14 protein-coding genes, 3 tRNA genes and 1 other RNA gene are annotated in these 16,374 nt (G+C 57.6%); 6 read left to right on the top strand and 12 right to left on the bottom strand.

Annotated features, from left to right (window positions below; genetic code table 11):
- Nucleotides 1-12: 12 nt before the first annotated feature.
- A complete protein-coding gene (locus ACS1BR_RS05060; RefSeq protein ID WP_463560674.1) occupies nt 13-699 on the bottom strand; it encodes a queuosine precursor transporter in 687 nt (228 codons plus the stop codon).
- Nucleotides 700-855: 156 nt separating this feature from the next.
- On the opposite strand from ACS1BR_RS05060, the gene ACS1BR_RS05055 reads away from it, so the two are divergent.
- On the top strand, nt 856-1,527 hold the full coding sequence (locus ACS1BR_RS05055) for a TetR/AcrR family transcriptional regulator (RefSeq protein ID WP_463560672.1): 672 nt from the start codon (nt 856-858) through the stop codon (nt 1,525-1,527).
- On the opposite strand, the gene ACS1BR_RS05050 is transcribed toward ACS1BR_RS05055, so the two are convergent.
- The 5 genes from ACS1BR_RS05050 to ACS1BR_RS05030 form a co-directional block, all read right to left on the bottom strand.
- Nucleotides 1,524-1,847, bottom strand: a complete 324-nt coding sequence (locus ACS1BR_RS05050; protein WP_463560670.1) for a type II toxin-antitoxin system VapB family antitoxin — start codon at nt 1,845-1,847, stop codon at nt 1,524-1,526. The genes ACS1BR_RS05055 and ACS1BR_RS05050 overlap by 4 nt on opposite strands.
- Before the next feature lie 62 nt (nt 1,848-1,909).
- Nucleotides 1,910-2,734 (bottom strand): helix-turn-helix transcriptional regulator, encoded by an 825-nt coding sequence (locus ACS1BR_RS05045; protein WP_463560667.1) that lies wholly within the window; start codon nt 2,732-2,734, stop codon nt 1,910-1,912.
- A gap of 143 nt (nt 2,735-2,877) precedes the next feature.
- Nucleotides 2,878-4,245, bottom strand: coding sequence for an L-serine ammonia-lyase (locus ACS1BR_RS05040; RefSeq protein ID WP_463560665.1), 1,368 nt, complete (start codon nt 4,243-4,245; stop codon nt 2,878-2,880).
- Nucleotides 4,246-4,278: 33 nt separating this feature from the next.
- The gene (locus ACS1BR_RS05035; protein ID WP_463560663.1) at nt 4,279-5,643 is read right to left on the bottom strand and encodes a serine/threonine transporter; all 1,365 of its coding nucleotides are present in this window, start codon (nt 5,641-5,643) and stop codon (nt 4,279-4,281) included.
- Between the two features lie 240 nt (nt 5,644-5,883).
- Nucleotides 5,884-6,735 (bottom strand): HpcH/HpaI aldolase/citrate lyase family protein, encoded by an 852-nt coding sequence (locus ACS1BR_RS05030; RefSeq protein WP_463560660.1) that lies wholly within the window; start codon nt 6,733-6,735, stop codon nt 5,884-5,886.
- A 253-nt stretch (nt 6,736-6,988) separates the two neighbouring features.
- On the opposite strand from ACS1BR_RS05030, the gene ACS1BR_RS05025 reads away from it, so the two are divergent.
- Nucleotides 6,989-8,005, top strand: a complete 1,017-nt coding sequence (locus ACS1BR_RS05025; RefSeq protein ID WP_463560657.1) for a zinc-binding dehydrogenase — start codon at nt 6,989-6,991, stop codon at nt 8,003-8,005.
- 104 nt (nt 8,006-8,109) lie between these two features.
- On the opposite strand, the gene ACS1BR_RS05020 is transcribed toward ACS1BR_RS05025, so the two are convergent.
- From ACS1BR_RS05020 to ACS1BR_RS05000, 5 genes are all read right to left on the bottom strand, one after another.
- Nucleotides 8,110-9,270, bottom strand: a complete 1,161-nt coding sequence (locus tag ACS1BR_RS05020) for an acyltransferase family protein (RefSeq protein ID WP_463560654.1) — start codon at nt 9,268-9,270, stop codon at nt 8,110-8,112.
- Between the two features lie 92 nt (nt 9,271-9,362).
- Nucleotides 9,363-10,550, bottom strand: a complete 1,188-nt coding sequence (locus ACS1BR_RS05015; protein ID WP_463560652.1) for a chloride channel protein — start codon at nt 10,548-10,550, stop codon at nt 9,363-9,365.
- 29 nt (nt 10,551-10,579) lie between these two features.
- Nucleotides 10,580-11,065, bottom strand: a complete 486-nt coding sequence (locus ACS1BR_RS05010) for a dehydrogenase (RefSeq protein WP_463560649.1) — start codon at nt 11,063-11,065, stop codon at nt 10,580-10,582.
- A gap of 163 nt (nt 11,066-11,228) precedes the next feature.
- Nucleotides 11,229-11,420, bottom strand: a complete 192-nt coding sequence (locus tag ACS1BR_RS05005; RefSeq protein ID WP_463560647.1) for a YbdD/YjiX family protein — start codon at nt 11,418-11,420, stop codon at nt 11,229-11,231.
- Nucleotides 11,421-11,481: 61 nt separating this feature from the next.
- A complete protein-coding gene (locus tag ACS1BR_RS05000) occupies nt 11,482-13,758 on the bottom strand; it encodes a carbon starvation CstA family protein (protein WP_463560644.1) in 2,277 nt (758 codons plus the stop codon).
- Nucleotides 13,759-14,067: 309 nt separating this feature from the next.
- On the opposite strand from ACS1BR_RS05000, the gene ACS1BR_RS04995 reads away from it, so the two are divergent.
- A tRNA-Ser gene (locus ACS1BR_RS04995) sits at nt 14,068-14,155 on the top strand.
- Between the two features lie 571 nt (nt 14,156-14,726).
- Nucleotides 14,727-14,813, top strand: a tRNA-Ser gene (locus ACS1BR_RS04990).
- 195 nt (nt 14,814-15,008) lie between these two features.
- Here the strand turns inward: ACS1BR_RS04990 and ACS1BR_RS04985 are convergent.
- Nucleotides 15,009-15,093 (bottom strand) — tRNA-Ser (locus tag ACS1BR_RS04985).
- Nucleotides 15,094-15,304: 211 nt separating this feature from the next.
- Here ACS1BR_RS04985 and hchA point away from each other — a divergent pair.
- Together hchA and ffs are read left to right on the top strand one after the other, a co-directional pair.
- Nucleotides 15,305-16,153 carry a glyoxalase III HchA gene (gene hchA / locus ACS1BR_RS04980; RefSeq protein WP_463560642.1) on the top strand — a complete coding sequence of 283 codons (849 nt, stop codon included), beginning with the start codon at nt 15,305-15,307 and terminating at the stop codon, nt 16,151-16,153.
- Nucleotides 16,154-16,197: 44 nt separating this feature from the next.
- Nucleotides 16,198-16,292, top strand: an RNA gene (ffs, locus tag ACS1BR_RS04975) — signal recognition particle sRNA small type.
- The last annotated feature ends 82 nt before the right edge of the window (nt 16,293-16,374 follow it).

Genomic DNA, 16,374 nt, shown 5'->3' with positions numbered 1-16,374 from the left:
GCGGCTGACGCGCTAGTGCCCGCTGCCGGGGTAGGAGGGTTCATGGCGTTTAAACCAGCCAATGACGGGCACGGTGATGGGCATCAGCACAAACTCAACCAGGCACTTGTAGATGTAGCCAACCACCACATAGTTAAGGTAGTCGCCCACACTGCTAATGCCGATAATGGGGGCGGCGACCGTACAGAAAATCACGGTGTCTGCCAGTTCACCAACCACGGTGGATCCCACCAGTCGGCCCACCAAGAAACGGCCCTCAAAGCGTGTTTTCATGCGCACCATCACCCAGGAGTTCAGCAGCTGACCTACCAGGTAGCCGGTGAGCGAACCCACCACCACTAGCGGGACCGGGCCCAGCACGGCCTCCAGTGCCGGCTGATTCTCATAGAAATCGGCCCCGGGCAGCGCAATCAGAACCCAAAAAGTTAGGCTCGCAGCAACCGCCGAGCAGAAGCTGAACAGGATTGCCCTGCGCGCCTTTCCAAAACCATAGACCTCCGAGAGCACATCGCCGATGACATAGGCCAGAGGGAAGAGGAAGAAACCGCCGTCGGTCAGCACGGGGCCGAATGCCACACCCTTGGTCGCGGCTATATTGGAGAGCACCAGAATAATTGCCGAGGCTCCCAGAAGAAGATCATAGTAGGTGCGGGACGGGCTGGCGTAGGTGGCTGAGCTCTGTTGATCGTGTGCGGGCATGGGTATCCTCAAATATTTTGATCGGTCATTGATTCTGGGCCCGTCTGCCACCCGGGCGTGAAAATCCTACTTGATTCCTGTACGTTTGAGCAAAATTAGTTGACACTTCGGGCACATGTGTCACTAATTGGTGACATATAGGTATAAAGTGTCAGTATGCCTCGAATCTCAGCAGCATCAAACGCCGCCCAGCGTGAAAACACCAAGCGGGCTATCCTCGACTCTTTTGGTCGCCTCCTCTACTCGCACGGGCTTCCCGGGCTCACCATGACAGACGTGGCAAAAAATGCCGGTATCGGCCGCACCGCTGTCTACAACTATTTTGCCGACATGGGCGAGCTCCTGGTCGCCTACGCCCTAGACGAGACAGACAAGTTTACGGCCGAACTCAATGAGGCGCTTGAGGGAATTACCAACCCCATTGAAAAGCTAGCGGTCTATATCCGGCTCGAAATAGACCGTCTCTCCCTGCACCATATTCCGCCGGGGCCGGCCATGCGCTCGGTGCTCTCCCCCGAGTCCTACGCCAAACTGGGTAAACACATCTCGGGCCTTCAAATCATACTCTCCACCATCCTGGGAGAGGCCATGAATCAGGGCTATCTGCCGCACAACGATCTCCGTGAAGTAGCACAGCTGGTGCACGGCTCACTCACCGCAAGCGCCAATCGCACCGATGGGGCCCCCGACGCGCAGGCTCGGGCACGCCACATCGAATCCACCATCCGTTTTATCCAGATGGGTCTGGGCGCCCGGTTTGACGAGCAGGGTAACCCGGTGCGAATCACCGGTCAGCAGGAGACGGTCACACTGAGCGCGGTTTCCTAGCCGCGGTTGAGTAAACCGGGGTGCAGTGTATCTAGGTCGAGCACCCTGGCGTACATGATTGTGCGGCGTTGCAGGGCCGTACGGAGGGCCCGGTGCACGCCCTCTTCAAGATAGAGCTCTCCCCGGTAGCGAACGACGTGCGGAAAAAGGTCCCCGTAGAAGGTGGAATCCTCTTCAAGTAGAGTACCCAAATCCAGTTTTCGCTGCGTGGTAATGAGACTGTCAAGCCGCACCTGTTCCGGGGCGATGGTTCCCCAGGTGCGCTGAGTGAGACCGTGTTCAGGGTAGGGCCGCCCCTCCCCGACTGCCTTGAAAATCATGCCCCCATTGTAGACTCCCTCTCTGCTCTGAAAGGTGTGCCGGCAGAAAAAGTTTTTCTATTTCACATCTGGTTTCGCACTCTCACAAGGTCCCGGTAGATGGTGGGTTCAGAGACGCCCAGCCGTTCTGCTGCGGCGGTAATACCTCCCTTGAGGAGGAAGAAACCCGATTCTTCAAGGAATGTGATGATGCTCAGACGTTCGTCACGCTGGAGTCTTTCCGGCTGAGTTTCATATCGGGCGGTAGCTTGATCGAGCATGGACTCGAGCAGGTTTTGCACGTCGGCACGTAGGTTTTCGGTGATAGGTTCTGCCTCCGGTACCTCCGGCTGCGCGATTTTATCGGGCAGGGCTTTGCTCCGCTTTTCGTTGTCCGGTGGGGCCCCCGCCGGGGCTAGCTCGGATACTCGCCGACGATCTTGGAGAGAGGGCCTATCTGAGCCGTCCAGCACTGCGGTCTGCTCCTCCGACACATGGACAAACCCCACAGCGTCAAGTGCCCGAGAAACGGTCTGTTGCAGCTGAGACCAGTGGCTCATATCAACGTTGATGCAGAGCATACCGCGCATAGTATTATTTTTGTCCCGCAAGAAATAGCTGGAGGAACGGCAGATTCTTCCCTCGGGGTTCACGGCACGGTAGCCGGTGAGCATGGGCAGGTGTTCTGCCCCACCCTGCTTCATAAACCATAGCGCAAAATCGGTCACAGGCCCGCCTATTTTTCTGCCACTGATATGACCATTTGCGATAGCGACCACCGACCTGTCTGGCACGTCTAGGTCGTGGAGAACAACCTCCACATTGGGGCCCATAGCTTGGCCAAGAAAATCTACCAGGGGAATGTATTGTTCGATAAATCCTTGCTGATCACTGGATTCCACTGCCATATTCTTTACTACCTTGAACATCGCGGAGACTCACATTCTTGAAAATTTAAAATTATTATCGCATAAAGAATCAAAAAAGAGAGGGCTCCACCGTTTTTTGATCGACGATGGAACACTCTCTTTCTCACGCTACGAGATACGTGTTAGCCGCAGGGGGCCACGTGAATAACCGAGGCGAGACCTCCCAAAGACGTTTCGCGGTACTTACGGTTCATATCTTTACCCGTCATGTACATGGTTTCAATCACTTTATCCAGGGAAACGCAGGGAGTGGATTCTCGCTGCAGCGCCATGTTAGCCGCATTGACCGCTTCCACCGCCGCAACACCGTTTCGCTCGATACAGGGAACCTGCACCTGACCCAAAACCGGGTCGCAGGTGAGCCCCAGGTTGTGTTCCATACCGATTTCCGCGGCAATACACACCTGTTCGGGGCTAGCGCCCATGAGCTGGGCAAGACCGGCAGCAGCCATCGAACAGGCCACCCCAATCTCTCCCTGACAGCCGACTTCGGCCCCCGAGATGGAAGCATTCATCTTGTACAGTGCGGCGATCTGGGTACAGGTCAAAATATAGTCGGCAAGATTCTTATCGTTCACCGGCTCCACAAACTTGTCGTAGTAGTGCAGAACAGCAGGAACCACCCCGCAGGCTCCGTTGGTGGGTGCGGTGACCACCCTGCCACTGGCGGCGTTTTCTTCCGAGACAGACATGGCAAACATATTGATCCAGCTCATCATGTCCAGGGCCGGATTAGATTTCTGTGTCTCCAATCGACGGCGCAGAGCGGCCGCCCGGCGCGGTAGCAAAAGATTACCGGGAAGCACACTGTCGGTGGTTGATCCGCGCTGAACCCCGGTGCGCATAACCTCCCAGACCTGATTCATGTGGGCTCGGATATCCGCCTCATCGGCCACCGCAAGTTCATTGGTCCACCCCACCTCGGGGATGCTGATACCGTGCTCGGTGCAGAAAGCCAACAGGTCAGCGGCACTGCTGTAGTTGAAGGGAACCTTAACGCCGGTTTCATCCCGGCGAGCAAAGTTCTCTTGGTCCACAATAAAACCGCCACCAATAGAGTAGTAGGTTTTATGCAGCAGTTCCTCATCCCCCGCGAAAGCCACCAGGCACATACCGTTCTCGTGCATGGGCAGGCAGTCGTCGTAGAAGTGGAAACCGTCGGATGCAGGAAAATCCACCTCGTGCACCCCGCCAAGCAGGAGCCTTTCGGTTTCTCGCACCCTGCCGGTGAAAGTATCGATGCTGTCAATATCCACGGTCTCGGGCTCTTCGCCGGCAAGCCCCAACAAAATTGCCTTGTCTGTAGAATGACCGATACCGGTCAGCGACAGCGACCCGTAGATGTTGGCTCGGACCCGGGTAACAGCGTCAAGCTTCTCCTCGCGGATCAGCTGATCCACAAAAGCCTTACCGGCCTTCATGGGCCCTAAGGTGTGGGAACTCGAGGGCCCAATCCCGATCTTGAACATATCAAAAACACTAATAAACATGATCTACTCCTGTGTAGAAAGACGGTGAATAATCTAGAGAGCCTGAACAATGCTGTAGATAATCGTGGCAAGAGCCACCAGACCCATAAAGAACACAAAGTAGTTGGATGCCCTGCCCCGGTACTTTTTGAGCGCCGGCACGGTGTGGATAGCCCACATGGGCATGAGGAAGAGCAGTATTGCGATAGTGGGCCCGCAGAGGGTCTCAATCATGCCCAGCACCGAGGGGTCTGCCCAGGCCACCAACCAAGACGAAACCAGCATAAAGATTAAAGTGGCATTGGCCAGAGTCTTGTTGCGGGTCACCTGACGCTTACCCGAGGCGTTGGCCGATTTGACGACGATCCCCTCAAAGCCCTCGGCGGCACCCAGGTAGTGCCCCAGGAAGGACTTTGCTACAGCAATCATGGCGATAATGGGGGCAACCCACTGAATGAGCGGGTTATCAAAGTGGTTAGCCAGGTAGGAGAGAATGGTGATATTTTGCTCTTTAGCCCGAGCCATGTCGGCGGGGCTGAGGCTCAGTGCGCACGAGAAAACAAAAAACATCACCACGATAACCATGAGAATTTCGGCGCGGCGCAGAATTTGGCCGGTTTTATAGTCAGCGTGAACACCGTATTTCTGGCGGCGGTCCACCGCGAACGAAGAGATCATGGGCGAGTGGTTGAACGAGAAAACCATAACCGGAACCAAGAGCATGAGGGTAACCATGAGGCTGTTTCCCGATGCTTCGCGGGCCACCGCGGGGTCAAAGGTGGTAAAGAGCGAGGTATTCCATTTGGGAATCAGGTAGAGGGCTAGCAGAACCAGGATACCGATAAAGGGGTATACCAGAACCGACATCACCTTAACCACCATGTCTTTGCCCATGCGCACGATAAGGATGAGTCCGCCGACCAGGACAAAAGAGAGCAGTCCGCGGGGAAGCGGATCCATATGCAGTTGATTTTCGATAAAGGAGTTAACGGTGTTGGTGATGGTCACCGAGTAGACCAGCAGAATCGGGTAGACCGAAAGGAAGTAGAGCACGGTCATCACCGCCCCGGCAGTTTTGCCAAAGTGTTCCTCAACCGTTTGGGTCAGGTCCGCGTCTTCATTTGTGCCCGAAAGCACGAAGCGTGTGAGCCCGCGGTGGGCCCAGTAAACCATGGGGAACGCTACCACGCTCATAATCAGCAGGGGAATGATTCCGCCGATTCCCGCGTTGATTGGCAGAAACAAAACGCCGGCCCCGATAGCCGTGCCAAAGAGGCTGAGCATCCATAGGGTGTCACTTTTATTCCAGGCGGGCGGCCGGCCTGTTTCTTGCCCCGTGCGCTCGATCGCATCCGGGGGTACGGGGCTCTCGGGTGAGCCTACCTTATTGTCTTGCGCGGCGTGGGATCTGCTCGACATGTTGTTCTCCTGGTAAGTCAAGGTTTCCAAGACCACAGAGTGCGGGATGACGAGCGCCTGCGAGAGCGAAAAACTTTCAAAGGGTTCATGTTCAAATGACCCGTAGTGATAATTTTTCTCTCATTTTTGTGAAGAGTTTGTGGGTGAAGCTCCTCGTTGAGTCCCTACTCCCTGGGTATGAGTCCCATACTACTCCACTCCGCGCAAAAAGTATAATAATTTATTATCACGATGATAAATTTAGCTGCGCCATAGGCCGTAGGTTTTTGCGAGCTCAGACACTTTACGAGCGCGCGCCAACCGCGGTAGGTAAGAACCATCTTTGGGCACCGAACCAGACCCGGTGTCCTGAAGCATCTCCTGAGCCCACTGAATCTCTTCCTCACTCGGAGCCAACGCAATATTAATGGTCTCTGCCTGCCCGGGGTCAAGCAGCAGCTTGCCGGTCATACCGTGGCTGGTAGTTGTAGCGCAGTCCCTGAGGAGAGCCCCACCCTGCTTACCCACGGAAGGGCCGTCAATTGGACCCGGCAGCTCACCCACTCGGGAGGCAACCACCAGCTGAGAACGGGCGTAAGCCAGCGCCATTGGGTCGGCAGAAACACCGGTATCACGGCGGTAGTCCCCCACACCGAAAGCCAGGCGGAAGGTGCCCGGTGCGCGAGCAATATCAACGACGTTAACAATACCCAGGGCCGATTCAATCAGCGCTATCACCGGTGTGCCCGCAGCCAACATCATAGCGGTGCGGGTCACCTGGTCCGGGTGTTCGGTGGTTGCCAACATCACCCCGCGTAAACCCTTCAGCCCGTTGAGCGCGCGCACGTCTTTATTCCAGTGCTCTGTCCCCATAGCGTTGATACGAACCCACGTCTCCAGCTCGCCCCCCAACAGTTTTACCACCTTCTCACGCGCCTCATCCTTCTGCTCTGCGGGGCAGCCGTCTTCAAGGTCGAGAAGAATAGAGTCCGCCTCCGACTCAAGGGCCGCGGCAATCGTCTCCTCATCGGAAGCGGCCGAGACCAACAGCCAGGAGCGGGAGAGGCGGGCAGGTAGCGACGCTGCGCGTTCGTTGCGGTGAAAGTGGGGCACGGTATCTCCTTAGGGGTATTCAGCTAAAGTTCCGCCAAACGAGTCTCACTACCACCAGTTTAGTTGGCGGTGTTTTACCCCGGTAGCCCGGCAAGTGAACACCCGTGCACATTTCGCCTCCGGCCTCTCGGCCGGGGTACTGTCAGTACCTTCCGGGACGGGCGTTGCGGGGTTAGGCTTAAAAGTACCGACCCCCGGGGTGGAGCACAGACCACCCCAAAACCTATGTCGAAAATACTCAAGGAGAAGATCAATGCGTGCAGTGGTCATGAACGCACCGGGCGATGTTGAGGTCATTGACGTTGCCGAACCGGTTATTGAAGAACCCACCGATGCCGTTATCAAACTGGCAGCCGCCTGTATTTGCGGCTCTGACCTGTGGCCCTACCGCGGAGCCCAGCCGGTGGAGAAGGGCTCTTCCTGCGGTCACGAATACGTTGGTGTTGTTGAACAGGTTGGTTCCGAGGTCAAAAACGTGAAGGTGGGCGACTTTGTGGTCGGCTCCTTTGTCTTTTCCTGCGGTGAGTGCCGCAACTGTCAAGACGGCTACCCCTCAAAGTGTATTCGCGGCCAGTTTGCCAGCAAGGCACAGGCCGAAAAAATGCGGGTGCCGATGGCAGACGGCACCCTGGTCGCCACCCCCTCCCAGCCGAGCCCGGACCTGATTCCCAGTCTCCTGGCAGCCTCCGATGTGCTGGGTACCGGCTGGTTTGCTGCCGTTGAAGCCCAGGCCGGCCCCGGTAAGACAGTCGTGGTCGTGGGTGACGGGGCCGTGGGACTCTCAGCTATTTTGGCCGCCAAACAGCTGGGGGCAGAAAGAATCATTGCGATGAGCCGCAACCCCGAACGGCAGAAACTAGCCCGCGAATTTGGCGCCACCGATATCGTCACCGAGCGTGGCGACGAGGGCGTTGCCAAGATTCTTGAGATGACCGACGGCTACGGCGCAGATTCCGTGGTTGAGGCTGTCGGCACCCAGGAGTCGATGCGCCAGGCTATCCACTCTTGCCGCGGCGGCGGACACGTGGGCTACGTGGGCGTTTCCCACGGTGTGGAGCTCGACGGCGGTGAGCTCTTCTTTGCCGAGGTGCATCTCTTTGGTGGCCCCGCCGCTGTACGCACCTACCTGCCCACACTGATTGACCTCATCTTTGAGGGCACCATCAACCCCGGTAAGGTCTTTGACGCCCGCCTACCCTTTGAGGAGGCGGCAGAAGGCTACCGGCTCATGGACCAGCGTGAGGCTATCAAGGTTCTTCTCGAATTCTAAAAACTCAACGGGCTGTCGGGGCGGACACGGGCTACACCGGCCCGCCCCGACAGCCCGTATAACCGTACATCTCACAAAGCAAACTCGATCAGAAGAGCTCACCGTCAAGCTCGTTGACCGGTACCCGCGGAAGACGCTTCCCGCTCCGCTCTGGTGTTCGCCGAGGCAAAATAGCGGTCCTTGAAAGCCAACGCGGGAACCTCAACCACCTTATAGATGGTGATGCCCAGTGCCAGACCGGCGGACACCATCACCAGCACCCGGAGAGCCGGGGGCAGAAACTCCAGGTGGGGCTCCATCACCTTGTAAAGCACATCGTGCGATAGGTAGATTGAGTAGCTTGCCAACCCCAGCAGCTGAAGAAAACGCCAGCGAAGAATATTCATGAGAGCGTCCCCCATCCGCTGGCGCGAGGCCACCTGCCCCCACAGGATCATGAGGGCCGCGGCCACCGCCTGCATCGTGTAGCGCACGGTGTCCCTGAAGAAGTCGTCGCGGATCACCAGCGAAACCACATACATGGTCACGGCCAACAGGATGACCCAGTTGCGGCCCAGCAGGGGGACAGCACGATCACCGCTATCTGCTTCCACCCGCGCAAAATGGTTGCCAATCACTCTGCCCCGCACCGCATCGGTGGAGCGATAGGAAAAAAACCAGACCGCAACCAGGGTGCCGATAGCGATCGCCTCCACCCGGGTATCGGTACCGAAATAGATACGGTTACCGGGTGCGCCCTGAAGGCTGAGCACCAGGCGGGCAACCACCGAATAGGTGATAGCACTTACAGCGATAGCTACCACTATCTTCATATAGTGCTTACTCTTGACCGCCAACAGCCAGATCAGCGCAAAAACAAGGTAGAACTGCTCCTCAATCGCCAGCGACCACGTCACATGGGTTCCCGGAAGCACCATAATCTCGGAATCCAGGTAACGCCAGTTAAAGAAGAAAAAAATCTGCCCCAGAAAATCAACAACATCGATGGGGCCCCCGAAAGCCATATAGATCAGCGTGGGAATAACAACCACCAAAACCAGGGAGGGAACGATTTTGATCAGCCGGCGCATATAGAAGCCGCCGATGTCGAACCCACCGGTTTTTTCACGCTCCCGCAGTAGGAGGAAGGTGATAATAAAGCCCGAGATGACAAAGAACATGGTGACACCCGAGCCGCCCGGCACAAAGGTGAGGCCCGCGTGCGAAAAAACCACGAGGAGAACAGCAAAGGCGCGCATGGCGTCTATATGGGCGTAGCGATTCATGAGATCCTTCAAAGGCTAAGAGAATGCGAGTGGCAAAAACCATCATAATCTATGACGGCCCTATTTTAGGGGGCATACCGGCACAGTTTAAGCTACTGTCTGCCCCCGTTTTTTCGACCCGGCCTCAGGGGCAGCCTCCCCGCGACCACCTGTACAGCGCGAGAACCCAGGCAGGCCAGCCCAATAAGCAGGGTGAACTCAATATCGGCCCCGATCAGTTCGGCGGTGAAAATGCTACCAAACCATGCTGAACGCTCGGAAACAGAGAGCACCGCGGCAGCGGTAAGAGCCATCACAAGCGGGGCCGTATCCGCGGTGTTGGTGAGGTGGGCGAGCACTCCCCCGCCGGCACACCCGAGAGCCAGGGCGGGGGTGAGGACACCTCCAACCGCCCCCGCACGTAGGGTAAGCAGCGTGAACAGCGGTTTTAGAAAAAACAGCAGGGCAAGACTCTGCAGTGAGAGGCTCCCGTTGAAGCCGCTACTCAGCACGAGCACACCGTTACCGACAATATCGGGCTGCCACAGGGCCACCATCCCGGTTGCCGCCATGGCAGCGGCTATAGTGATCGGCAGATAGTGTGCCGGCACACGGCTCCGCTTTGCCCCGGCACACAGACGGCGGAAGATAGCACCGACCAGACTGCACAGCACCACAATCGCCGGAAACAAGATCCAGACCTGCGCCGTGATAGTCTGCTGCGGAAAGGAATAGTAGCTGTGCCCGCTGTGCACCGCACTGGCGATAGCCACCCCTCCCCACGAAGACCCCAGAGCAACCACCACAGCCAGCGGACGCGCAGACCCAAGCATCACCGCCAGCGTATACAGCGCACCGGCAAAAGGCGTGTTATAGACAGCGCCCAGGGCCGCACCGGCACTACCCGCCATCAGCACCCGGCGATCTTCAAGAGTAAGGGATAAAAGCCCGGTCAACCGGTGGGTGAGAGCCGCGGCGAACTGGCGGGGAGCGACCTCGCGCCCCACGGAGGCGCCCGCACCCACTATGAATATCTGCACCGCGGCGTCAAGGGTATTCCGCCCCACCGGAAAATCTTTTGCGGGATCTTTCACCACCGCTGTGAGGCTGGGTAGCGGCCTACCTCGAATGGACCACCAGAGACAGCCGGCTAAGAACCCGGCAAAGCCCATAGCCAGCGGCCCCACCCAGCTCGTAGAGGCACCGGTGAGCAGAGCAAACACCCCCTCAACACCGTGCAAGAGAAGTGTGGCAAGAATACCGGCAGCACCCGCGGCCCCGGTTGCCAGAAGAAGACCCATACACAGGCCAAACCCGCGGCGAATACCCATCAGCCGGTCAGAGCCTGCGCACCGTGTCTAGCCCGCATCAGATGGGCCTCGGCAGCCTCAACATGCTCAACCACCGTTTGCACCCTGCGTGTGACCGCCAGCTGGCGGTCACACCGAAAAATGCAGTCACCGGCGCAGCGGGTCATAGCTAGTGCCTCAGCACACAGGGCCACCGCGTTACCCGCTCGCGAGAGGCTCCGGTGAAGATCCGCATACACGCCATCGTCAGAATGGGGAATATCGAGGCTGTCACTGGGGGCCAGCTCCTGCGCCTCAACAGCTATAGACCGCACCCTCGGAATCAAGTCGGCCAGCGTGTTTGCTTCCGGCACCACCAGGTCGAGAAGTTCGTCATTGGGAAGCTTCTCCAGAATCTGGTGAAACCGATCTATCCCCCGGTTAAAACGGTCATGGGCGCGACGCCACACGCCACCGCCCAACTCTGTATCATCGCGGCGTTTCTGCAAAAAATCTTTGAGTCCCACGGGTACCCCCTCCCAACATCTCCACCTAATTATTAGGTTACCCTAAATTTTTGGTGTCTCGCCGTGACGACCTCATTAATATTCACCTCAGCGGCCGGTGGCATGATCCGGGCATTTGTGAGGGGCGGGCCTAGGCCCGCCCCTCACGAAGATTTTTTGGCTATCAGCAGCAGCGACTACCGGGGTTCTTCTCCATACGGTCAGTGTAGTCCCGCCAGAACTGCCGCTCTGTCATGGGCGGCTCCTGAGACCCGCTCTGCCGGTGGTGGGCAAGATACTTCTGATATTTATCAGCACCCAGCACACCGCGCGCATACCAGGTTAACCCGGTGAAAAATCTTTTCAGGGTAGTCACCACAGTCAATAACCTTTCATCTCACCCAAACGGGTGCGCAGAGCAGCCCGTCCGGTACCTGTCAGTGCCCGCCGTGTCCGGAAGAGCCGGCGAGCTCCTCGGGGTGCTCCTCGTAGAACTTCCGCCACTCTTTCTCCACATCACGCTCTGCGGGAGTGGCCACCAAACCGGCCGGGGCATAAATCTTCGACTCAATATAGGGGTTCTCGTGCGAGTGGCCCTGGTGCCCGCGCCAGGCACGAACCACCTCAACGACCGCCATCACCACCACAACCAGGGTGAGCACCACAAACACGATCGAGAGACTACCCTGCACAAAGGTATTGCGCACCACTGCCTCAATCGCCTGGGGTGATTGGGCCGCCTGAAAACTCTCGGCACCGGACTCGAGGGCCTGCCTGTAGGCGCTGTGGTTAGCCCAGTAACCCACCTTGGGGTCAGAACTAAAAATCTTCTGCCAGGAGCCCACCACCGTGACCACCAGGTCAAAGGCAAGCGGTACCGCAATAATCCACAGATACCTAAACTTGCGCTTATTCGCCGCAATCGCCAGGCACACGGCAAGGGCAACAGCGGCCAGCAGCTGGTTGGCAATACCAAAGAGCGGGTAGAAGGTGTTGATACCGCCCAGCGGGTCTGTTACACCCAGAATCAGAATACCGCCCCAGCCGGCAACCATCACAGCCGTGGTGATCCAGGCACCCGGCCTCCAGTTATGGTCACGGAAACGGGGGAAGAAATTGCCCAGGGTATCTGACAGCATAAAGCGGGCAACCCTGGTGCCGGCGTCAACGGCGGTCAGAATAAAGAGCGCCTCAAACATAATGGCAAAGTGGTACCAGAAGCTCATCAGATCAAAAGCCGGCATCATATTGTGCATGATGCCCGCCATGCCCACCGCCAGGGTGGGGGCACCGCCGGTTCGCGAAACAATGCTGTGTTCGCCCACGTTCGCGGCGGTCTCACTCAGAAGCTCGGGTGTGACATTGACACCGGCAAGACCCAGCGAATTCACAAAGGCAACCGCGCCCTCAACCGTGCCACCGGTAGCACCGGCGCCCGAGTTCATGGCGAAATAAATACCGCGGTCAACGGTAATCGCAGCCACCAGCGCCATGATCGCCACAAAGGACTCCATGAGCATACCGCCGTAGCCGATAAAACGAACCTGCCGCTCCTTCTCCACCATCTTGGGTGTGGTGCCCGAGGCGATCAGAGCGTGGAAGCCCGATAGGGCACCGCAGGCAATGGTCACAAAAAGGAAGGGGAAAAGGGAACCCGACCAGACCGGGCCGTCTGCCCGCGAAGCGAACTCGGAGAAGGCCGGAACAGAAATTTCCGGGCGCACCACAACAATACCCACCGCCAGCAGAACAATGGTTCCCACCTTCATGAAGGTTGACAGGTAGTCACGCGGCGCCAGCAGTAGCCACACCGGCAAAATCGCGGCAATAAAACCGTAAATAATCACGGCCCAGGCCAGTGTCACCCGGTCAAGAGTCAAATACTCCACACCCCAGGAGGTGTCGGCAACCCAGCCACCGGCGATAATGGCCACCATCAACAGCACAAAACCAATCAGTGAAACCTCGCCCACCTTTCCGGGGCGAATGTAACGCAGATAAACACCCATAAACAGGGCGATCGGGATGGTCATGCCCACCGAGAACACACCCCAGGGGGATTCACCCAGGGCGTTTACCACCACCAGGGCGAGGATAGCGGTAATAATGATCATGATCGCCAGAGTTGCAAGGATTGCCGCGTAGCCACCCACGGTTCCCAGCTCTTCCTTGGCCATCTGGCCCAGTGAACGCCCGCCGCGGCGCATGGAGAAGAAAAGCACCAGATAGTCCTGTACCGCACCGGCAAAAATAACGCCCACAATAATCCAGATCGTGCCCGGTAGAAAACCCATCTGGGCGGCAAGCACAGGGCCAACCAGTGGGCCGGCTCCGGCAATAGCCGCAAAGTGGTGGCCGTAGAGGACTCGGCGGTCGGTGGCGGCGTAGTCTTTACCGTCGGCATCGTATTCGGCCGGGGTTGCCCGGCGGTCATCGGGCTGGGTCAGCTTGGCCTCAATGTAGCGCGAGTAGAATCGGTAGCCGATCAGGTAGGAGCAGACGGCAGCAAAAACAAACCAGATACCGTTGACGGTTTCGCCACGCACGATGGCCAGCATCCACCAGCTCACCGCACCCAGCAGCGATATGGCCACCCATAGCGCTATTTTTTTGGGGGTCCAGGTGCGGTGTTCGGCCTCAAGCACCTCGGGGTCAACGTATGCCGGTGGACGGCTGTCTTCTGCAGGCTCCGCGGCCTGTACGGTTTCACTCATAGTGTGTGTCCTAGAGAAAAATAGTGTATGTGTCTCATCCAACATATCTATATTTTTAGGGAGATCACAGCGTGACCGGGCCTATCACCGAAAAAGATGTTTTATGAAGCAGTGGGTGGAGCAGACACAAACCCCGGTTTTATCGCTCCCCGGTTCGGCTTTTCTCCGCCCTACAGGTAGGGCGGCTTACGGGTGGATCCAGCCCGGCGGCGAGGCTACCGCCGCCTACCCCGGGCGACATCATGGTCTAGAGCACTCTACCCCGCCGCGGTTTTGCAAAGCGAGAGGGCATCCAGTAGAGTCTTTCCCGGATGGTTGTCCGAGCGGCCTAAGGAGCTGGTCTTGAAAACCAGTAGGCGGTAACCCCGTCTCAAGGGTTCAAATCCCTTACCATCCGCCGCACAGAGTCCCCGGGTGTTCCCCCGGGGACTCTTTTCATGTACTCTCACACCTCTCGTGCACACAGACCCCGCCCACACCCGACCTACTATCGATCCGGACGAAAGGCAAGGAAACGGGAACCCATGACAAGCATGTGCCTGCCACACTCACCGGAGGAGCCAGAGAACGGTTAAAATTTTCCATCGTGGTTGCACAGTTTTTGAAATTATCGATAAAGCTTTGCAGCAGATCATAGTCGAATTGAAGAATATCAGCCATGCCCTCATGTCCTTAGCCTGTCGATGTTCTTGTTAACCTATTGAGCATCATCAACACTTCAAAAAGCTAGAAATAACATGTCATTACTTATAGGGACACCGTTAGGTAGATGCTTGTAATACCCGGGTTTACATGTCCCCTATTTTTGTGGTTCTCCTCCGGGGCCGTGTCGGATTATTACAAAATGTTACAGGGGCTCCCCCTCTCCCCCGCAGTCCCATCCTGCTTTGACCTCGCCATAAGAACCGGCTACTATGGTGAATACTGTCTTGCGGCCCGCCATTGACGAGCCGGCCAAAGACAGGATTGGAGACGTGCCAGAGCGGCCGAATGGACTTCACTGCTAATGAAGGGTCGGGGTTCCCCGACCGGGGGTTCAAATCCCCCCGTCTCCGCACCCACCCCGGGAGCCCAGCGCTTCCGGGGTTTTCTATGCGCCACCCTCACCTGTGCCGTTCTCGACTTCCTACTTTTCGTCCCAGATCCCAGGTTATTTCCCAGGATATGGGACGAAAAGTAGGAAGTCGAGGCAACAAAGTTAAACAAAAAAATCCCCCACCCCAGCAGGGATGGGAGACCTAATTTTTGCGCGGAGGATGGGGGATTTGAACCCCCGAGGGCGTGAACCCAACACGCGTTCCAGGCGTGCGCCATAGGCCGCTAGGCGAATCCTCCTCGATACTGCCCACACCAAACATTGGTATCACGAAAGACAGCAGAAACGATTCTATCCCATCGGCTTGACCCATAGCAATTTCACCGTTTCCCAGCACCGGAGAGATACACCACAAGACTGGCCAACCTGCGGACACGGCTTCTATCATGGGAAGACTATTCGGACAGCCCGACTAGCGAAAACAAGACAAACTACCATAAGGACTCACCCTTGACCTCACAAGACCTCTCCCGCACACCAACAGCCGATCCCGCAGAAGACGCAGCCTTCTTCCCCTCCCCCTACTCGCTCAGCCAGTACACCGCCAGCAAAACCGACTTCGACGGTGTAGTCCACACCGCACCGGCAGGGTCGGGTAAAAAAATCCTGGTCATCTGCACCGAAGAGCGCTACATGCTTATGCAAAACGGCACCATGTTCTCCACCGGCAACCACCCGGTAGAAACCCTGCTACCCATCTACCATGTGCTTCAGGCCGGCTTTACCGTAGAGGTTGCCACCCTCACCGGGGCACCGGCAAAATTTGAGTGGTGGGCCTACCCGCACGAGGACACCGCGGTCACCGGCGCCTGGGAAACCCTCAAAGACAGCTTTAAAACACCCAAGCGTCTCAGCGACATTGTCGCCACCCTCGACTCCTCCAGCGACTACGCCGCCGTTTTTGTCCCCGGTGGACACGGCGCCATGCTCACCATCCCCGAATCAGCCGACGTGCAGACGGCACTCGACTGGGCCCTGGCCCAGGACCGCCTGATCGTTTCCCTCTGCCACGGGCCAGCAGCCCTGCTCGCCGGCTCCCTGGGGAGGGAAAAGTCCCCCTTCGCCGGCTACCAGATCTGCGCTTTCCCCGACACCCTCGACGCCGGGGCAAACATCGACATCGGCTACATTCCCGGGGTTATGCCCTGGGCGCTGGGGGAAGCCCTCACCGCCGACGGCCTTGAGGTAATCAACGACTCCATGACCGGGCAGGTCCACCGGGACCGCAACCTACTGACCGGAGACAGCCCGCTGGCCTCCAACGAGCTGGGCAAACAGATGGTGCAGGCCCTCCTCTAACCTATGAGGGTTTGCCAGCCATAAGGCTGTGCTGTATTCTTTTATACGCCCCTTACGTGGCGTTATCTTGGAGAACTCCCCCAGGGCCGGAAGGCAGCAAGGGTATCCGGGCTCTAACGGGTGCGTAAGGGGTCTTTTCTTCCCTCTTACCCTGTTCTCTCGCCGATAGAAAACACCCTTCGTGTGCCGGTTTACCCCCGGTAGACTGTTCACAATTCCGT

The organism is Rothia sp. 18CD1-1, assembly GCF_055285355.1.
The sequence above is the reverse complement of the archived record's forward strand: the minus strand, read 5'-3'. Positions and strand labels throughout refer to the sequence as shown.